Here is a 16,917-nt window from a genome sequence, read left to right as displayed (position 1 = left end):
TTACATTCCCGGTAGTTGCATATCTTTGCCTTCGACGCAACAGATCAAAATTATTGATTTTTAATTTCTGGAAAATCAATAATGCTACTCTGGGAGGGTGACGGAAGCATCGGGTGCGGTAACGCCGTGTAAGCACTGTGGGACGCCGATCGAACAGCGCCCCGGACGGGGGCGCCCGCGGGCGTACTGCCCGCAGGGGGACTGCCAGGCGGTGGCCAAACGGGAACGGGAGCTGAAACGGGCGACGCCCGGACTGGAGGGAGTGCTTGCCCGGGCGGAGGAGTTCTACGAGCGCATGGAGAAAGGGATGGCCGCCACGATCGCGCCATTGGCGCAGGTGCTGGCCGCCGAGCTCAGTCCCGCGGGGGTGGAGGCCAAACTGAGTGCGGTGCAGGCCGAGGCGCACACCAGGGTGGCGATCGCGCGCACCGAACGGGAGCAGGCTTTCGAGCAAGTACGGCTGGCACGCGAGGCCACCGGTCACGCGCGCCGGGAACGCGACACGATGGCGCGGCAGGTGGAGGAGGCCAACGCCGAACGGGACACCGCGCTGGCCGATGCCGAGACGGCCAGGCAGCAGGCGCTGGCCGCCCTGCACGAGGCGGCCGCCACCGAACGTCAGTCCAAGCACGCCGAGCAGGAGGCCATGCGCAGGGCCGACCGTGCCGAGTCGGCCAGAGACACCGCGGTGCGGGAGCTGGCCGAAAGGGTGGAGGCCGCCGAGGCTCAGACACAACAGGCCCAGGCGCAGGCCGTACGAGAACGGCAAAGGGCCGAGCAGGCAGACGCGGAGCGAGACCTGGCGCAGAGCGCGGCCAGGACCGCCCAGGAGGCAAAGGCCGAGGCCGAACGGGCCTTTGTGGCCGCCGAGGCGCGGGCACAGACGATCGAGGCTGAACGAGATCGGGCAGTGGTACGGGCCGACAGCGAGGCGCGGGCGCGGGGCCAGGCCCAGGCCGAGGCGGCCGAAGCCCGAGCTCAGGCGGGCCGTGCGGCCAAACAGGCAGCCGAGGTCGAGAAGCGGGCGGTACGGCAGCTCGCCAAAGCCGAGGAACGCGCCGCCGAAAAGATCTCCGAAGCCCAGGAACGCGCCGCAGCGAAGACCACGCAGGCGCAGGCCGAACGGAACGAGGCGCGGATGCAGTTGGCCATGGAGCAGATGAGACTGTCCGACCTGCGCGAACAGATGGAGACGCTGCGAGCCGAGGCCGCCCAGCTACGGGAGCGGGCGGTGACGGCGGAACTGCGCGCCACGGACCGTCCTGAGCCGACTGCTCCCACGCCGTGATTTCCGGCGGCCGGGAGAATCGGTCCAGGACAAGGGGTGCCAGATGGCGCTGAAGAAATTTTGATGTGTGTCACCGGCCTTGGGGCCAACGGAACAGCCAGTATCGGTAGGGTCGGGAGCTGGCGCGGTGGTGATCATGGTTGACGGTAGGGCCCAGGGCCTGTCTTCCGCCGGTTTCCCGGTCGGCTGTGCTCTCCCTGGTGTCCGTGATCAGGTCACTCCGTTTCCAGCTCCCGCCGCATCGAACTGGGCGTGCGGTTCTCCCGCACCCAGCTCACCGACGCCGTTCACCGCCGGTATTCAGCTTCTCCCGCCAGGGCTTGCCGGCCCTGGGCGGGACGACGATTCCAGACAGCTTGATCAGACCGCACTGGTCCGGCGAGCGGTAGGCGACCACGTCGATGCCGAAGCGCCGTCCGCGTTTGTGTCGCTTCCCGATAAAGATCGCCAGCCGATGGATCGCGTAGTGCCTGATCTTGCCGATGCGGATCGTGGAGTGGCCGTACTCGAAGTACGTCGCCCACCTGCGCAGGAAGGCGTTCACCTCCTGCACGACCGCCTCGACCGACATCCACAGCCGCGACCGGTGGGTGAGGTCCCGGATCCGGTCACGGGCGTGGATCATCGCCTTATCTGCAGGCCAGCGAGCTAGTGCTTCGTTCCTCTTTGCATGGGTAGGTTTTGTTCCCAAAGGGTGCTGACCTGCTGTGTGGAGGCGAGCACGGTGCCGAAGTTTCTGCGGGCCCGTCCGCTGCAAGACGAGGCGGAGGCCAAGAAGGTTCATCAGCTCGCTCGGGCCCGGCATGCCCCGGCCGATTGGATCGAGCGAGCCCGGATCATCACGCTGAGCTGGGACGGACTGGGAGTCCCGGCGATCGCAGCCGAGATCGGCTGCCATGAAAAGAAGGTGCGCCGCTGGCTGCACCGGTTCAACGCCGACGGCCTCGATGGACTGGGTGACCGTCCCGGAGTGGGGCGCAAGCGGCGGATCACCGAAGAGCAGCGCTCGGCCATCATCGCGCTGGCCCGGTCGGCGCCGCCCGGGCGCCTGGTCCGCGATGCGGCCGGGGAGCTGTCAGCCGCCGATGAGGACAAGCCGGCGGAGTGGACCTTGGACACCCTCACCCAGGCGGCCCAGGAGGCCGGGATCGAGGTGCATCGCAGCCAGGTACGGCGCATCCTGCTGGCCGAGGGGGTGCGCTGGCGCCATACCCGCAGCTGGGTGACCAGCCGGGATCCGGAATTCGCCCCAAAAGGACGGCCATCGTGGAGCTCTACACCGCCCCGCCGGAGGGCTCCACGGTGATCTGCGCCGACGAACTCGGACCGGTGATCCCGCGCACCTTCCCACCCTCGCCCGCCTGGTCGCCCGACGGCCATCGGATCAAAGCCGAGCTGGACTACTCGCGCGGCCCGGAGAAGACCTGGGTCTATGGCGGGCTCCGCGTCGCCGACGGCGCCGCGGTCACCATGACCGCCGCCTCCCGCAACAGCGACCACTACCAACGGTTTCTCCAGCAGGTGGAAGAGGCCAACCCGCACGGCCAGATCGTCGTCATCACCGACAACCTCTCCAGTCACAACAGCGTCTCCACCCGCACGTGGCTGATCGACCACCCCCGCATCCGGCAGGTGTTCATCCCGGTCGGCGCGTGCTGGCTCAACCTGCAAGAGGGCTGGTGGCGCCTGTTCCGCAAGACCGCTCTGGCCGGGACCTCCTTCGCCGATCCCGATGAGATCGACCACGCCACCCGCGTTGCCACCGCCCAGCTCAACGCCCGCGCCCGCCCCTGGATCTGGGGACGCCTCCAGCCCACACCTCGCTCATACCGCCGCCACTTCATGTACACCCTTTGAGGAACGCAGCACTAGTGACACGCCCGTCCGGCGTGTCATTTTTCATTTCCCCAGGTCAACCCAGAGATTCGTGGACTAGACGGCATGTTGATCTGTTGAAGCCAGGATCGCCGAGCATCTCGTTTCCGGTAGAGCACGAGGTGCTCGTGGTAGAGAACGCCGTCGCGGACGTCGCCGGTGGCGGTGAAGCCGAGATCGTCGGCGTAAGGGATGTCGGGTGAAGGCCACGCTCGACCAGGAGGCGGAACGAGCCGGGCGTGCTGGCCTCACCTCCTTGAAGCAGTCCGGGGGCGGTCAGGTCGCCTCGCGGGTCTGCAGCGTTCTTTCCGTTGCCTGCACGGCCGACGAGCGCAGCTGCTCGAAGGCGGCCGCGGTCGCCGAGCGACTGGTCACCCGTGCGGGCATGCGCACCGCCCTGTCCGCCGACCTGCTGGTCGGTACGGCCGGCATGGTCCTGCTGGCCCTTACGCTTTCCCCTCGCTCCCCGCTCGTCGCTGTGTTGCCCGGCATCATGGTGACCGGTTTCGGGATGGGCATCGTCTGGACCTCGATGTGGGTCGCCGCAGGCAACGGCGTCGCGGTGAGCGAGCAGGGCGTCGCCTCCGGGATGGCGTCCGTGACCCACCGGACCGGGCTGGCTGTCGGCACGGCCCTCATGGCGCTCATCGCCAACGCCGGTATCGGCGGCCTGAACGGCGACGCGCTGCGGCAGGCACTCACCCATGGCCTGAGCATGGCCTACTACCTGGCCGCCGGCGTGACCCTCCTCGGTGTGCTCGTCACCGGCGTCGCCCTCGGCCGTAGACATAGGTCGGAGTCCGGCGATCCCCGTCAAGGTCAGTGCACCGCATCGACGGCGTGATCGAGCGCCGGCACACTGAGCGGTCCGTTCCTTCCCCTGGCCGCTCTGCCCACCGGCCGGGAATCCGGCCGGCTACCGCTGAGGGTTGCCCGGTCCGGTGATGAGGAAAACCGTGAGCACGGCCAGGCAACCGCCAGGCTGAGCACCGCCAGATAGGACCCGCCCCGACGCCGGTCGAGGACCGCCCGCAGCGGCAGCAGCGGTCCGGCCCCGGCGGCGAGCGCGATCGGCAGGTTCACGTACATGCACCAGCGCCAGTCGAGGTAGTCGGTGGGGACCCCACCGAGAACGACGCCCAGGCCGGAGGAACTGCCCATGACGGTGCCGTGGATCCCGAACGCCTTACCGCGTTCGGCGGACAGGCGACGGCCGTTTCGTTCCACGGGAAATGCCCTCGGGGGGCGCGGTCGTCGACCACGCCCCCCGTCACGCGCTGTTCGGCTGTGGCGGATCAGCGGTAATAGCCCTCTACGGGGATCCGCGCCTCCTCGAACAGCGCGGGGCCTTCCTGGCGCACGCCGACGGGGGCGGCGGGCGGCTTGAGGCCGGTGAGCTGTTCGGTGGAGAGCGCGAACACGACGCCGCCGAGGCCGGAGCGCTCGATGGCGCCCGCGCACATGCCGCAGGGCTGGCAGCTGGTGTACATGGTGGTGGTGGCGGCCGCCGTGCCGGGATCGAGTTCACGGGCCGCCCACCTGGCCAGCTTCAGCTCGAGATGGGCGCTGATGTCGGCGTCGGACAGGACCGTGTTGTGCTCTTCGGCGAGCACACTGCCGTCCGGGCCTACCAGCAGCGATCCGAACGGTGCGTCTCCAGCCGCCCGCGCCTCGGCGGCAAGCTCGACGGCCCTGCGGAGAAAGTTCTCGTCGTCGTGTGTCACTGCTGCTCCGTCCGTGTGTGATGCGTGTTCAGGCCCCAGCGGGCGGCTACGGTCGCGAGCGCCTGCCATGCCACCTGCGGGTGAGAGGTCTCGCGGGGGTCGCCGTTGAACGGATCGAGCACGACGGTCTCCGCGCCCAGGAGGCGCAGCTGTTCGAGGTCGTCGAGAACCTGCTCGATCGTGCCCTCACCGGCGAGCCTTCCGGGGGCGGTGATCGGTGACTCGGTGAGCCGCAGGGCGATGCGGGGGGCCAGGGCGGGTACCGGCCGTTGCTGCTCGTCGGCGAGGGCCTTCATCCGGGCCGGCGCCTCACGCAGCCGGGGGAGGGTGACCCGCAGCGGATGCCATGCGTCGCCCAGGCGTACGGCCCGGCGCAGGCCGGCGTCGCTGTTGCCGCCGACCCAGAGCGGGATCCGCCCGCTGCGGTAGTCCTCGTCGTCGTCCCAGGCGGCACGTACCGCCCGCAGGTGATCGTCGGTCAGCTTCCCGCGCTGCTGGAACGGGACTCCGAGCGCGTCGAACTCCTGTCGCGCCCAGCCGACGCCCACACCGAGGACCAGCCGTCCCCCGCTGAACTGGTTGAGGTTGGCGGCCATGCGGGCGATGAGCAGCGGATGCCGGTACGGCACGATGAGCACCGTGGTCCCCAGCCGGACCCGGTGGGTGATGCCGGCCAGCCAGGACAGGGTGGTGAAGGGTTCGTAGAACGGCGCCGGATACTGCCCGGCGACGTCGGGTGTCACCGCGACATGGTCGGAGACCATCAGCAGGTCGAAGCCCAGACCCTCCACCGTCTGCGCCCAGCCGCGTAGCATGCCGGGGTCGGTACCAGGCCCGAAGTTCGGGACGTTTACTCCTATTTGCACCAGTTCAGGCTATCCAGCACCCACCCGCGACCGTAAGAGAGCTCTCACGGCGTACAGGCGAATACGCCGTGGATCTGCCGGTATTTTTGCCATATGACCGAGAGTCTTGATGCCACCGACTGGTCGATCCTGGCGGAACTCCAACGAGACGGCCGTATCCCGCTCACCGAGCTGGGACGGCGGGTGAACCTCAGCGCCTCGGCGACGACCGAACGGGTCAAACGGCTGGAGACGACGGGCGTCATCACCGGCTACCGGGCCGGTGTCGACCTGGTGAAGGCCGGTTTCGCGGTGCTCGCCGTGGTGCGCCTCAAGTATCCGGGGAGCCGGCACCAACCTCGTCTACAGCCAGACGCTGCCCTACCGCGGACCCCGGGAGCCTCAGCCGGAGTGCCGGTAAGGATCGCGCCTCGCGGGCGAGGTTCCGAATAAACCCGCCCTGATATCCTTAGGCTGTAAACAGATGATTCCCCAAAATTAGTTTATACCATAAGGAGTTACGTGGTGGCGGTATTCGCCGGACAGGGTGACGCACGCCGTTCGATGGCCCTGCTGTGGCGCACCCCGGGGCCGGGGGCCGTGCGGGCCGCTCCGGGACCCAGGCCCGGACTGAGTGTGGACGTGATCGTGGACGCGGCGATCGCCGTCGCCGACGAGCAGGGGATGGCGGCGCTGTCCATGCGCGCGGTGGGCGAGCGGCTCGGCCGTACGGGCATGGCCCTGTACACCTACGTTCCCAGCAAGAGCGAGCTGGTCGACCTGATGCACGACCGCGTCCTCGCCGAACTGCCCACCGGCTACGGGCCGGCGGAGGGGTGGCGGGCGGCCGTGACGTCCTGGGCCTGGGACACCTGGGCGTTCTACCTGCGCCACCCGTGGGTGCTGCAGGTGTCGCAGGCCCGGCCGGCGCTGGGCCCCAACGAGTACGTCATGCTCGAGACGGTGCTGGGAATCCTCCGCGAGACCGGGCTGGGAGCCGGCGTGCTGCGGCGCGTCGTCGGGACGCTGTTCCACTTCGTGCGGGGGTCGGCGCAGACGGTCGCGGAGACCCGGCAGGCCCCGGCGGCGACAGGGGTGTCCGACGAGGAGTGGTGGCACGCCCGCTCGGCCCTGCTGAAGGAGGTCGCCCCCGACTTCGCCGAACGGTTTCCGACGGTGGCCTGGCTTGAGAGCGAAGGGACACCTCGGCTCACGGACGAGCGGGAGGACGTGCCCCACCTGGAGCGGGAGGCGAAGGAGACCTTCGGGGTGGGACTCGCCGTCCTGCTTGACGGGATCGAGGCGGCCGTGAGCAGGGCCGGGGGACAGGGGAGCGGGTGACCCGCTCCGGCGGACGGAGGGCTCTCACGACACAACTCTTTATGGCATAAGCTATCCTGTTTCCAGGCTGTTGGTTTACGGCCTAAAGAGCTGTTCCCTCCCGATGGCTGAAGACTGGAGACGGATTCGATGCCCGAAGCGAAACTGCATGACGGAACCACTGTCGACATAGAGATCCACGGCAGCGGTCCCACCCTGCTGCTCCCGGTCAACCCGAGGCCGGTCGAAGGACCCCAGGCCGACGAGATGCGCAAGTGGGGCGCCGACCCGGCCCTGGGACACTCCCTCATCGAAGGACTCGGCGACGCGTTCCAGGTGGTCGCCTTCGACTACGAGGGCCACGTCCTGGCCACCCCGAAGCCGGACACCCTGACACCCGCCAACATCGCCGGCGACATGCTCGCCGTGGCCGACGCCGCAGGGGCCGACCGGTTCGCCTACTACGGATACTCCTGGCTCGCGCTGAGCGGGCTTCAGCTCGCGATCCGGACCGACCGTCTCTCGGCGCTCATCATGGGCGGCTTCCCGCCGGTCGGCGGGCCGTACGCGGAGATGCTGCGCGTGACCACGGCGACCCATGAGATGTCCCTCACGGCCGAGAGCACCCCTGCGGCCCCGCGGGCGTCGACGGAGCCCGGCGACTGGTCGTCGGTGGAGGTGTCGATGACAAGGGCCCAGACCCAGCAGTTCGTCACGCTGTATCGGGAACTGCAGGGATTCGACGACCGGGCCGCCCAGACGCGGATCGGCTGCCCGCGCCTGTGCTTCGTGGGTTCGGCGGACGAAATCGACTACGACGAGCGCTGGGGCGGCGTGCACGTGAGCATGGCGGGCCCGATCACGAGCCGGCGCGCCGAGCTCGAAGCCCTCGGCTGGGACGTGCGGGTTCTGGAGGGGCTCGACCACACGGGGGCCATGCAGGCCGCTCACGTCGTGCCGACGGTGCGTCCGTGGCTGGCCTCCACGATCTGAACCGAGGATCGCCGGGCGGCGCCCGACGGCCGCCGGTGGCAGTGACCGAGAGACCAGGCGATCCCGGTCACGGCGCGGAGACCATGGCTCCGTGATCGGGGAGCCAGGAGCCGTGGAAGCCGGCCGGGACGCGCCGCGGGAGCCGTACGGAGGCGACGGAGTCCAGGCTCGAGGCGTCCAGGACGAGCAGGTGCGAGCCGTCTCCCGCGTGGTCGGTGACGATCGACAGCAGCCAGCCGTCGTCTTCGGACGTGGCGCCGGAGGCGGGCACGAAGATCGCCTCGCCGGGCCGCGCGCCGAGCTCCCTGCTGTGGCCGGCGCCGCCGGCCTCGGCGGCCCCGGCGTCCTCACGCGCGTTGCCGACGTGGAAGACGTAACACGGATCGACGTCGAACCAGGTCACCCGGCCTGCCCGGTCCATGACGCCGATCCTGGCGCCATAGGAGTCCTCCCAGCGGAACGGCATGCCGCGGCCGAGCATGCCGGCGTCGAAGACGACCGGCAGGTCCAGCCAGACGACGTGGTTCTCCGTGACCGCGAAGTCGTGGACCATCGTCGGCCCGGGAACGTCCACGACCCGGCTCTCCACCAGCGTCCCCGTGGCGGACAGGCGGTGGTAGGTCAGGTAGAGGGCGAAGAAGCCGTACCCGAAGAAATGCAGTTCTCCGGTGGCCGGATCCCGCTTCGGGTGGGCCGTCATCGCCGTGGTCATCCTGGCTCCAGGCGGTTCGGGGATCAGACGGCGTGGCGGGCGGCGACGGTCCGGGGGTAGCGGGCGGTGAAGACGGCGGGCGCCACGAAGGTGACGACCTTGATGGCGATGACGGCGGCGGTCGCGTGCGGGACCTCGTGCAGCAGCAGGGCCAGGGAGAGGGCGGCCACGGTGAAGGCCGCACCCCACACCGAGGTGATGACGGCGTTGACCCGGTAGAACACCGGCGTCCGCCAGACCTCCTGCGACGTCATGCTGCGGGCGATACCGAGGGAGAAGCCGCCGGCTCCGGGCGGTGACCCGGGCCGGGTAGCCCTCGGGCGCCTCCTCCCCTCGGTCCGCCGCATCCACCTGAATGGGTTAGCAGATGGCGGGTCGCGCCGTCGGTGAGCTGTGCACGTGGTGCAGGCCGAGCGCTGGAAGCCGGCGGCGTCCGCGGAAAGCACGTCGTCCGAGTTGTCTGAGCAGGACCCGCGGTAGCCCCCAAACAGGGCAGACGCCCGCCGTCACCCAGGGGATCGGGTTCGCGCTCGTCGCGGTGCCTGCCCTGGTGTTGCTTCTCGGCCCGGCCGAGGGCGTGGTGCTCGCCGACTGCGCGGCCGGTGCCATCAGTGCGGTCGGGCTCGTCGGCACCTGGCGGGAGGTTCGCATGGCCGCCGGCCGGGGTGAGTGGCCCGGCGGTTTCTCTGTATGCGGTGAATGCAGGCTGGACGGTGCGAGAGTTCGTGCCGAACGCGCAGTTCTATGGGGTCGTGGTGAACGCCTTCTCCGTTGCGGTCAAGGGCTTGCCTCAGCTCACCGCGCCGGTCTGACTGCCGGTCGCGGCCGGGATCGCGGCAGGCTCTGTGATCGGGGTCCCCCCACCCCCGGACCCCCGGCCGCGCGGGTGGCACGGGCGCCCAGCGCGCGCAGGTACGCCAGCAACTCCGGCGGCTCGTGCACCTCGAACTCGCAGCCGAGCATGAGCAGCCGTGAAGCCAGCCACTCCAGGGTGTCGGCATACTCGCGCAGACGGCAACTGCGCTCGTCGAGCGGCTGGACGTCGCCCGGGGCGACGCCAAGCCGCTGCGCCACCTCGCCGGCCGGAAGGTGAACGGTCGCCACCACCTCGTAGGTGGGTGCCATCGAGTACATCTTGCGGGTGACGAAGGCGGCCGCGCCCTGCTCGGGCAGCTCGCGAGCCGCGACCCGCACGCCGGTCGGCCGCGGGTCGCCGATCCGGTCGACCCGGAAGATCCTCCAGTCGTCGCGGTCGTTGTCGTAGGCCAGCAGATACCAGCGGCGCGCGGCCGCCACCAGACGGTACGGCTCGACCAGACGCCTGCTCCGGCTCCCGTCCCCCGCCTGGTAGGCGAACCGCAGCCCTTCACGGTTGGCGACGGCTCCGGCGAGCACCGTCAGGGTCTGCGGGTCGACACCCTGCCCGCTGCCGGCAAGCATCGAGACCGTGGCGGTACCGAGCGCGCCGACCCGGTGCCGCAGCCGCGACGGCAGCACCTGCTCCAGTTTGGCCAGGGCCCGCACCGACGCCTCCTCGATGCCGTTCACCGGCTGCCCGGCCGCGGTGCGCAGGCCGACCGCGATGGCCACCGCCTCCTCGTCGTCCAGCAGCAGCGGCGGCATGGCCGTGCCCGCGGCGAGCCGGTAGCCGCCCACCGCCCCCATCGACGCCTGCACCGGATACCCCAGCTCACGCAGGCGATCGACATCACGGCGGATCGTCCGGGGGCTGACCCGCAGACGCTCCGCCAGTTCGCTGCCCGGCCATTCGCGTGGTGTCTGCAGCAGGGACAGAAGCTGAAGCAGGCGTGCGGGAGTGTCGCTCATGGGAACCATCATCCCGGTCATGTGGGACAGGATCTGACCTATATGGCCCTTAGTGTCGATCCGTCACCGCAGCGCACCACCGGGACTGTCCGGGGCGCCGTGGCGTGACACCGTCCGCCGCCCGGCGGACGTGGCCACCGAGGAGAACCATGAGCACCGATATCCACCCTTTCCGCATCGACGTCCCCCAGGCCGACCTGGACGACCTGCGTGACCGGCTGGGCCGCACCCGCTGGCCTCTGCAACTGCCCGGTGAGGGGTGGAGCCGCGGCGTGCCCGTCGGCTACCTCAAGGAGCTGACCGAATACTGGCGCAACGGGTACGACTGGCGTGGGCACGAAGAGCGGCTGAACGGGTTTCCGCAGTTCATGACGGAGATCGACGGCCAGGACGTGCACTTCTTGCACGTGCGCTCTCCTGAGCCCGACGCCCTGCCGCTCATCCTCACCCACGGCTGGCCGAACTCGTTCGTGGAGTTCGCCGATCTCATCGGCCCCCTCACCGACCCCCGCGCGTACGGCGGCGACCCGTCCCAGGCGTTCCACGTCGTCGTGCCGTCGGTGCCGGGATTCGTGTTCTCCGCGCCACCGCGCGAGACCGGCTGGAGCGTCACGCGCGTGGCACGGATGTGGGCGGAGCTGATGCGCCGACTCGGCTACGAGCGCTACGGCACCCAGGGGGGAGACCTCGGCGCGTACGTCGCCCCGGAGGTCGCCAAGGTCGATCCCGAACATGTCGTCGGCGTCCACATCAACGGCGGGATCGGCTTTCCCACCGAGAAGGACGTCCCCGAACTGACACCCGAGGAGCTTGAGCAGTACGTGCTGATGCAGCAGTGGTCGGGAGGCGTCGACCACCACCGCCTGCTGCGCGCCGCACCGCAGACCTTCTCCTACGGCTGGCACGACTCTCCGACGGCCCTGCTCTCGTGGCACCTGCAGAAACTGTGGGAGTTCGCCGGCACGGCCTACCTGCCCGAGGAGGCCATCGACCGGGACCTGATCCTGACCAACGTGACCCTGTACTGGCTGACCGGGACGTCGGGCTCCTCGTCGTGGTTCATGTACGAAAGCAGCGAGTTCAACTGGCCGGAGGGCCAGCTGGAGGTGCCCACGGGCGTCTACTGCGGTCCGCCCGCGATCCGCCGCCTGGCCGAGCGTCACAACACCGTCATCCACTGGCCCGACAGCAACGTCGGGGGACACCACTTCCTCGCCATGGATGTTCCCGAGGCGCTCGCGGCCGACGTCCGCGAGTTCTTCGGCAAGGTCCGCTGACATTCGACGCGAGGCCGTTCCGGGTGAGGCCCTTGAGTCCGGGGACCCTCACCCGGAACGGCCGCCTGCCGCCCATCCAGCGCGGTTCACCGGATTCGGCCCCGCCGCCGAACCTGTCCGAGCACATCCTGTCCGGCGCAGACCCTCACCCCCAGAGCTTTGACGGCGTTGCGGAGGGTTCGCCCCGTGGCCCGATAACAGGTCTGTAAGAGCGGACTGTTACACGGCCCATACAGTGCGTAGTTTTCGGCAAGCTGGGGGAGATCAAACGTGACAGGGGAGGCGAGATGCAAGGTGATCACGACTCGGTGCGCGGGCGCGGCCCGAGTGCGGGCCCACGTGGCCGCATGCCGTACGGCGAGCCGCCGGACCCGCCGGGGCCCGACCCGCTGGGTCCGGCGGATTCCGCGGACGGGACGCAGGCCGGGGCCCAGGGCAGTGCCGGTGATCCGTTCATATACGGGTCGCGGTTCAGCGTCGACGTCCGGCCGGCGTGGCCGCACTCACCTCCGCCTCCGCACTCGCCTCCGCCGCCCCGCTTCTGCCGGGCGCGGGCGTGGCCGTTGCCGCAGGCCGTGCGTGAGCAGTTTCTCCGGCCCGCGCTGATCTGCGGGTTCCTCGTGGCCGCCGGAGTGGGCCTCTGGTCGTCGGGATGGTCGCCGACGTCCCGGACGTCCACCGTCGAGGCCGCCGCCTCACGGATTGCCGGCCACGGCACGGTGGTCGCTCTGGGGGTGACCACCGTGCCGCCCGCCGGTCGCCTGCCTGTGGTCACCCCCCGGCCCGCCGGCCCGGCGAAGACGACCCGTAGCCGGAAACCGGCGGCGTCGCGCGCACTCGGACGCTCTCAGAGCCGTGCCGCCGAGCGGTCTCAGAGCCGCGCTGTTCCCGACGTCCAGGGCAGCCGGGAGGGCAGCCGGGGCGAGCGGCACCATCACGGGCCCGGTGCGCCGCAACAGGCCAGGGTCATCGGGCCGAAGCCCCCGGCGCCCCGCGCCAAGACCGCCCGCCGCGGGAACGCCGGCCACCGCGGGGGCATCGGCGCCCCCGCCACCTTCCAGACCCCCAGGACATCCGCCATTCCCGACACCTCGGTCGTCCCCGAGACCCCGGCCGACCGGCTCAGCGCCGCCTACGCCTGCCGGCACCTCCAGCCCGGTGACGGGCGCTACGCCTACTGCGTCAGCGTGTGGAACGACTACAGGCGACAGAAGGGCCTGCCGTGATCGCGGCCCGGCGGGTGTGTCCTCTCTCAGGCAGGGGTCCTTGGCGCGGCCAGCGCGACAGAGGCCGAGGCGAACGCGGTGATGATCGGGTGCGGCCGGCTGCCGTCCCCGGCCAGTTCGGGCTGGAAGAGCGTGGCCAGGAAGAACGGGTGCTCCGGCAGTTCGAGCACCCGGACGGCTCCGGCGGCGTCGCGGCCGGTGAAACTCAGGCCGCCCTCCCGCAGCGCCGGCAGGTAGGCGGGGTTGAGACCGAAGTTGCAGGAGTACTTCTCCACCGTCCTGGTGGCGCCGATGATCCTCTCGGCCAGCGAGCCGGGCGTCAGCCGTACCTCGTCCTCGTGGCCCGCGAGCGAGCACGCCAGCGGCATCAGCAGGAAGTCGTCGGCGTCCGGGTCGTTCTCGGCGTGCGCGACCGGCAGGCCGAGGACGTTACGCGCGTACTCCAGCAGGGTGTGCTGGAAGCCGCCGCAGGTGCCCAGGAACGGGATGGCGTGCTCACGGGCGGTGCGGGCGGCGTTCACCGCACCCGCCTCGCTGCGGTACGGGCTACCGGGCAGCATCCAGATGCCGTCGAATCCCTCCAGGTCGGCTGTCTCGGTTGTGGAAATCCAGTAGGCGTCCAGCGTCAGCCCGTCGCGTTCGCGCAGCGCCTCAAGGAGGGAGGGGATGCGCGCGTGCGCCTGGACGCTGGGGGACCTGTCGCCCACCAGGGCGATTCTCGCGGTCGTCATGTCCCTTATCTTTGCCGGGGCACCGAGGTAAGCGCCAACGATGATTACTGCTGACCTGATAAGCGATACTGATGCATCGTGGATCCTCATCTGCTGCGCACGTTCGTGACCGTCGTCCATTGGCGTTCCTTCTCCGCCGCCGCCGAGGAACTCGGCTACACCCAGTCGGCGGTGTCGCAGCAGATCGCCGCGCTGGAGGCGGACCTCGGCCTGGCTCTGCTGCATCGCCGTCCGGTGAGACCCACCCCGGCGGGGGAACGCCTGCTGGAGCACGCCGGCCCGCTGCTCCTGCGCCATCGGGCCGCCCGCGCCGATGTCCTGCGCGCCGCCACCGGCCCGATCGAACGGCTGAGCGTGGTGGCCTCCCCGCTGGCGTGCACTCCGGCGATCGCCCGGAGCCTGGCGCGAGAACGGCTGGCGGTGACGCTACGCACGGCCGGGCGGGAAAGCGTCGCCGAGCAGATCGCCTCCGGTGCCGCCGATCTCGGGTTCGTCGACGGGATCGCCGCGCCCAGCGACCCGTTGCGACTGCCGGACGCGGGGTCACCGGCCGGCGTCGGTGTGGCCGAGGAGGAGCTGGTGGTGGTCCTGCCCACCGGCCACCCCCTGTCTCGCCGGCGTGGACTGGCGCTGGCCGACCTGGCCGACGCGCTGTGGTTGCAGGCCCCGGCCGCCGTGTCGGTGGAGCGGTTGCGCGAGCTGAGCGGTGTGGGCGGGTTCCGGGTGGGGTTCCACTACGACGGAGAAGACCTGCGTACCGTGCTGAACCTCGCCGCCGCCGGGCACGGTCTGACCCTGCTGCCCTCGTCGGTGACGGCCGGAGTGCCGCTGAGCGCGCCGCGCGTGGTGCACCGGGTGGAGATGCTGCACAGCCCCCTCGCCGCCGGCCCGGCCGCAGCGGTCGCCGGGCGGCTCGGTTGACGCTGCGTCCCTTTCATCGCCGCCGGCCTTCTGGTCCTGGCCTGCCCGCACCCCCGGGCGGCGCTCTCTGACCGGTTGGGAGCGAGAGCGGATTTTTCCGGCGTTACAACCGATGATTGTTCACCTGGATCATCATGTGCAACATGTACATGCGGGCCTATGCTGGCCGTGTGACCATCGACTCCCTGGGCATCGCTGAAGCCCGCTCGCAGCTCGGCACCCTCGTCGCCCGAGCCGTCCACGGCCACCAGCCCACCACGATCAGGCGCTCCACCACCGAGCGCGCCGTCCTCATCTCCGAATCCGACTACGAGGCGCTGCTTCAGGCCCGCCAGGAGCTGGAGGCCGGCCAGGTCCGCGAGGCCATCGCCGCCCGCGAGCGGGGTGAGCTGCGCACGCACCGCTACGAGAGCCGCGCCGAACTGCACGCCGACTTCGGCCTCCCCGCGCCCGGCGACCGCTCTTGAAGCGGGCTCTCGATCTCGCCGACGCCGTCCGCGAGGCCCTGAGCCAGACCGCCCTCGGCCTACGTGCCGCGATCATCGACACCCTGCTCGATCTCGCCGAGGAGCCCGAACCCTTGGGGGCGCGGCCGTACGGCGGCATCCCCGACGCGTTCGAACTCCGCACCGACGCGTTCCGCCTCGTCTACACCCGCGGGGCGGAGCACGTGTCGGTATGGATCCTGCAGATCAACACCTGAACAGCGCCGATGCGCCGAGCTCGCCCGGGAGCCGCCGAGACCGTTCCCGGGCCCATGGCCTTCGGGACCCCGCGTTCGCCCGCCGGCGCCCATAAAGCCGTCGGACGGCAGGATCAACCGCGCCAGCCGCCGCCGTCCACCCCGCCCGGTATCTCGGCGGCGGGGTCGTAGGGGGTGCGGGTGAAGACGAAGGTGTTGAGGTCGAGGTGGCTGAGGGAGCCGTCGGCCCGGCGGACCAGGCGCAGCGTCTCACCGGCGTAGTAGCCCTCCTGGCCGAGCCAGGTGCCGTCGGCCTGGGCGACGAACAGGGAGGCCCGGCCGCCGCCGCCGATCGGGGCGAGGGAAAGGTCACGGCCGGCCAGCAGCCGTAGTGCGTACGCGCTCGGCCCCCAGTACCACGGGCCGGTGAGCTCCAGCAGGCCGGGGTCGACGTCGGCGGACTCCCATTCGGCCGGCAGGCGTGGCTCGTGCTCGTCGAGGATGGCCAGCAGTTCGGTCGGCAGCGTACGGCTCGCCCCGGAGGTGGCGTTCGTCATGTACAGCACGCCCACCCTGTCGGAGGGGTCGGCCCAGACCGTGGCCAGGAAGCCCGGCATGGAGCCGCCGTGACCGGCCAGGCGGCGCCCACCCGCCCGGGCCAGCTGCAGGCCCAGGCCGAAGCCGCCGGTCCAGGCGTCGCCGTCGTCGACGGTCGCCGGCTCGCGCATCTCGGCCAGCGTGGCCGGATCGAGCACACCTGCGGTGTCGCCGGCCAGGAACGCCGCCCACCGGGCGAGGTCGGCGGGGGTGGACCACAGCTGCCCTGCCGGGGCCATGGCCACCGCGTCGTGCTCGGGCTCGGGCAGCAGCACATCCGCCCACGGGTGCACGGCGTAGCCGCGCGCGTGCGGGGCACGTGGCCGCGACGTGGTGTCGCGCATGCCCAGCGGCTCCAGGACCTCGGCCTGCACGGCCCGCGCCCAGCTCATGCCCCGGTGCCGGGCGACCAGCTCACCCAGCAGGGCGAAACCCAGGTTGGAGTAGTGGAAGCGGCGGCCGGGCCGGTGCCGGGCGCTCTGGGGGCCGAGCAGGGCGATGAGTTCCTCGGCCGGCATGCCCGGAGTCCGCTCCCACCACTGGCCGGGCGGCTCGGCGGTCAGCCCGGCGGTGTGCGACAGCAGCTGGGCCACCGTCACCTCGCCGACCGGCGTGCCCGGGACGTGTTTGCCGAGCGGATCGAGCAGGTCCACCCGGCCCTCGTCGCGCAGCCGCATGACCACGGTGGCGACCATGCTCTTGGTTATGGAACCGATCCGGTACTGGGTGGACTGCTCGGGCACGGCGCCCTCCACCCGGCCGCGCGCGCCGAACCAGACGAGCCGCCCGTCGCGGATCACGGCCGCCGCCAGGGACGGCAGCCGTGATCCGGCCTGCTCCACCGCGATCCTGCGCAGCAGCGCGCGAGCCGTGCTCTCCAGAACCGGCGACATCGGCTT

General features: G+C 70.6%; 22 protein-coding genes. 12 read left to right on the top strand and 10 right to left on the bottom strand.

All coding sequences use genetic code 11. The features are described 5' to 3' along the window. The first annotated feature begins 211 nt into the window (after positions 1 to 211). Positions 212 to 1,288 carry a coiled-coil domain-containing protein gene (locus tag FHR32_RS38740; RefSeq protein ID WP_312882901.1) on the top strand — a complete coding sequence of 359 codons (1,077 nt, stop codon included), beginning with the start codon at positions 212 to 214 and terminating at the stop codon, positions 1,286 to 1,288. A gap of 274 nt (positions 1,289 to 1,562) precedes the next feature. Here FHR32_RS38740 and FHR32_RS38735 read toward each other — a convergent pair whose 3' ends face one another. Then, positions 1,563 to 1,913, bottom strand: a complete 351-nt coding sequence (locus tag FHR32_RS38735) for a group II intron maturase-specific domain-containing protein (protein ID WP_184759413.1) — start codon at positions 1,911 to 1,913, stop codon at positions 1,563 to 1,565. A gap of 99 nt (positions 1,914 to 2,012) precedes the next feature. Between FHR32_RS38735 and FHR32_RS38730 the strand changes: the two genes are divergently transcribed. After that, positions 2,013 to 2,594: a helix-turn-helix domain-containing protein gene (locus FHR32_RS38730; RefSeq protein ID WP_184759151.1), complete on the top strand. Its 582-nt coding sequence runs from the start codon at positions 2,013 to 2,015 to the stop codon at positions 2,592 to 2,594. Beyond that, a complete protein-coding gene (locus tag FHR32_RS38725) occupies positions 2,555 to 3,145 on the top strand; it encodes an IS630 family transposase (protein ID WP_312882900.1) in 591 nt (196 codons plus the stop codon). The genes FHR32_RS38730 and FHR32_RS38725 overlap by 40 nt, the downstream gene beginning before the upstream one ends. Positions 3,146 to 3,180: 35 nt before the next feature. Here FHR32_RS38725 and FHR32_RS47570 read toward each other — a convergent pair whose 3' ends face one another. After that, the gene (locus FHR32_RS47570) at positions 3,181 to 3,357 is read right to left on the bottom strand and encodes an Atu4866 domain-containing protein (RefSeq protein ID WP_184759508.1); all 177 of its coding nucleotides are present in this window, start codon (positions 3,355 to 3,357) and stop codon (positions 3,181 to 3,183) included. Positions 3,358 to 3,362: 5 nt separating this feature from the next. Here FHR32_RS47570 and FHR32_RS38715 point away from each other — a divergent pair, with 5 nt between their 5' ends. Next, positions 3,363 to 4,007 carry an MFS transporter gene (locus tag FHR32_RS38715; protein ID WP_184759412.1) on the top strand — a complete coding sequence of 215 codons (645 nt, stop codon included), beginning with the start codon at positions 3,363 to 3,365 and terminating at the stop codon, positions 4,005 to 4,007. Here FHR32_RS38715 and FHR32_RS43670 read toward each other — a convergent pair. The 3 genes from FHR32_RS43670 to FHR32_RS38700 form a co-directional block, all read right to left on the bottom strand. After that, a complete protein-coding gene (locus FHR32_RS43670; RefSeq protein ID WP_221466795.1) occupies positions 3,983 to 4,390 on the bottom strand; it encodes an MFS transporter in 408 nt (135 codons plus the stop codon). The two genes, FHR32_RS38715 and FHR32_RS43670, sit on opposite strands and share 25 nt — an antisense overlap. A 68-nt stretch (positions 4,391 to 4,458) precedes the next feature. Further along, entirely contained in the window at positions 4,459 to 4,887 is a 429-nt protein-coding gene (locus FHR32_RS38705; protein WP_184759411.1) for a nucleoside deaminase, read from the bottom strand. Further along, positions 4,884 to 5,753: an LLM class flavin-dependent oxidoreductase gene (locus FHR32_RS38700; RefSeq protein ID WP_184759410.1), complete on the bottom strand. Its 870-nt coding sequence runs from the start codon at positions 5,751 to 5,753 to the stop codon at positions 4,884 to 4,886. The genes FHR32_RS38705 and FHR32_RS38700 overlap by 4 nt, the downstream gene beginning before the upstream one ends. Before the next feature lie 93 nt (positions 5,754 to 5,846). Here FHR32_RS38700 and FHR32_RS38695 point away from each other — a divergent pair, with 93 nt between their 5' ends. The 3 genes from FHR32_RS38695 (at position 5,847) to FHR32_RS38685 (ending at position 8,045) form a co-directional block, all read left to right on the top strand. Further along, entirely contained in the window at positions 5,847 to 6,185 is a 339-nt protein-coding gene (locus FHR32_RS38695; protein WP_221466793.1) for an Lrp/AsnC family transcriptional regulator, read from the top strand. 72 nt (positions 6,186 to 6,257) lie between these two features. Beyond that, a complete protein-coding gene (locus FHR32_RS38690; protein WP_184759409.1) occupies positions 6,258 to 7,073 on the top strand; it encodes a TetR/AcrR family transcriptional regulator in 816 nt (271 codons plus the stop codon). Between the two features lie 129 nt (positions 7,074 to 7,202). Then, positions 7,203 to 8,045 (top strand): alpha/beta fold hydrolase, encoded by an 843-nt coding sequence (locus FHR32_RS38685; RefSeq protein ID WP_184759408.1) that lies wholly within the window; start codon positions 7,203 to 7,205, stop codon positions 8,043 to 8,045. A gap of 67 nt (positions 8,046 to 8,112) precedes the next feature. Here the strand turns inward: FHR32_RS38685 and FHR32_RS38680 are convergent, their stop codons facing one another. From FHR32_RS38680 to FHR32_RS38670, 3 genes are all read right to left on the bottom strand, one after another. Continuing rightward, positions 8,113 to 8,757, bottom strand: a complete 645-nt coding sequence (locus tag FHR32_RS38680) for a carotenoid oxygenase family protein (protein ID WP_184759407.1) — start codon at positions 8,755 to 8,757, stop codon at positions 8,113 to 8,115. A gap of 23 nt (positions 8,758 to 8,780) precedes the next feature. Next, positions 8,781 to 9,011: a hypothetical protein gene (locus FHR32_RS38675; protein WP_184759406.1), complete on the bottom strand. Its 231-nt coding sequence runs from the start codon at positions 9,009 to 9,011 to the stop codon at positions 8,781 to 8,783. A gap of 541 nt (positions 9,012 to 9,552) precedes the next feature. Then, a complete protein-coding gene (locus tag FHR32_RS38670) occupies positions 9,553 to 10,584 on the bottom strand; it encodes a helix-turn-helix transcriptional regulator (protein ID WP_184759405.1) in 1,032 nt (343 codons plus the stop codon). Between the two features lie 149 nt (positions 10,585 to 10,733). On the opposite strand from FHR32_RS38670, the gene FHR32_RS38665 reads away from it, so the two are divergent. Continuing rightward, positions 10,734 to 11,861 (top strand): epoxide hydrolase family protein, encoded by a 1,128-nt coding sequence (locus tag FHR32_RS38665; protein ID WP_184759404.1) that lies wholly within the window; start codon positions 10,734 to 10,736, stop codon positions 11,859 to 11,861. A 287-nt stretch (positions 11,862 to 12,148) separates the two neighbouring features. Then, positions 12,149 to 13,087 carry a hypothetical protein gene (locus tag FHR32_RS38660; RefSeq protein WP_184759403.1) on the top strand — a complete coding sequence of 313 codons (939 nt, stop codon included), beginning with the start codon at positions 12,149 to 12,151 and terminating at the stop codon, positions 13,085 to 13,087. A 26-nt stretch (positions 13,088 to 13,113) separates the two neighbouring features. Here the strand turns inward: FHR32_RS38660 and FHR32_RS38655 are convergent, their stop codons facing one another. After that, positions 13,114 to 13,818: a CTP synthase C-terminal region-related (seleno)protein gene (locus tag FHR32_RS38655; RefSeq protein ID WP_184759402.1), complete on the bottom strand. Its 705-nt coding sequence runs from the start codon at positions 13,816 to 13,818 to the stop codon at positions 13,114 to 13,116. 78 nt (positions 13,819 to 13,896) lie between these two features. On the opposite strand from FHR32_RS38655, the gene FHR32_RS38650 reads away from it, so the two are divergent. From FHR32_RS38650 to FHR32_RS38640, 3 genes are all read left to right on the top strand, one after another. Next, positions 13,897 to 14,739: a LysR family transcriptional regulator gene (locus tag FHR32_RS38650; RefSeq protein ID WP_184759401.1), complete on the top strand. Its 843-nt coding sequence runs from the start codon at positions 13,897 to 13,899 to the stop codon at positions 14,737 to 14,739. A gap of 170 nt (positions 14,740 to 14,909) precedes the next feature. Continuing rightward, positions 14,910 to 15,206 carry a type II toxin-antitoxin system Phd/YefM family antitoxin gene (locus FHR32_RS38645; RefSeq protein WP_312882899.1) on the top strand — a complete coding sequence of 99 codons (297 nt, stop codon included), beginning with the start codon at positions 14,910 to 14,912 and terminating at the stop codon, positions 15,204 to 15,206. After that, on the top strand, positions 15,203 to 15,442 hold the full coding sequence (locus tag FHR32_RS38640; protein WP_184759400.1) for a type II toxin-antitoxin system RelE/ParE family toxin: 240 nt from the start codon (positions 15,203 to 15,205) through the stop codon (positions 15,440 to 15,442). The genes FHR32_RS38645 and FHR32_RS38640 overlap by 4 nt, the downstream gene beginning before the upstream one ends. 113 nt (positions 15,443 to 15,555) lie before the next feature. Here the strand turns inward: FHR32_RS38640 and FHR32_RS38635 are convergent, their stop codons facing one another. Then, positions 15,556 to 16,911 (bottom strand): serine hydrolase domain-containing protein, encoded by a 1,356-nt coding sequence (locus FHR32_RS38635; RefSeq protein WP_184759399.1) that lies wholly within the window; start codon positions 16,909 to 16,911, stop codon positions 15,556 to 15,558. Positions 16,912 to 16,917: the final 6 nt, after the last annotated feature.

This window comes from Streptosporangium album (genome assembly GCF_014203795.1).
Taxonomy (GTDB): Bacteria; Actinomycetota; Actinomycetes; order Streptosporangiales; family Streptosporangiaceae; genus Streptosporangium; species Streptosporangium album.
Note: the sequence above shows the minus strand (reverse complement) of the source record. Positions and strands in the feature narration are given on the sequence as shown.

Coding starts and splice junctions, on each gene's coding strand:
- FHR32_RS38735 (WP_184759413.1), bottom strand. CDS start 1,913: ATGATCCACGCCCGTGACCGGATCCGGGACCTCACCCACCGGTCGCGG.
- FHR32_RS38695 (WP_221466793.1), top strand. CDS start 5,847: ATGACCGAGAGTCTTGATGCCACCGACTGGTCGATCCTGGCGGAACTC.
- FHR32_RS38685 (WP_184759408.1), top strand. CDS start 7,203: ATGCCCGAAGCGAAACTGCATGACGGAACCACTGTCGACATAGAGATC.
- FHR32_RS38680 (WP_184759407.1), bottom strand. CDS start 8,757: ATGACCACGGCGATGACGGCCCACCCGAAGCGGGATCCGGCCACCGGA.
- FHR32_RS38675 (WP_184759406.1), bottom strand. CDS start 9,011: ATGACGTCGCAGGAGGTCTGGCGGACGCCGGTGTTCTACCGGGTCAAC.
- FHR32_RS38670 (WP_184759405.1), bottom strand. CDS start 10,584: ATGAGCGACACTCCCGCACGCCTGCTTCAGCTTCTGTCCCTGCTGCAG.
- FHR32_RS38665 (WP_184759404.1), top strand. CDS start 10,734: ATGAGCACCGATATCCACCCTTTCCGCATCGACGTCCCCCAGGCCGAC.
- FHR32_RS38660 (WP_184759403.1), top strand. CDS start 12,149: ATGCAAGGTGATCACGACTCGGTGCGCGGGCGCGGCCCGAGTGCGGGC.
- FHR32_RS38655 (WP_184759402.1), bottom strand. CDS start 13,818: ATGACGACCGCGAGAATCGCCCTGGTGGGCGACAGGTCCCCCAGCGTC.
- FHR32_RS38635 (WP_184759399.1), bottom strand. CDS start 16,911: ATGTCGCCGGTTCTGGAGAGCACGGCTCGCGCGCTGCTGCGCAGGATC.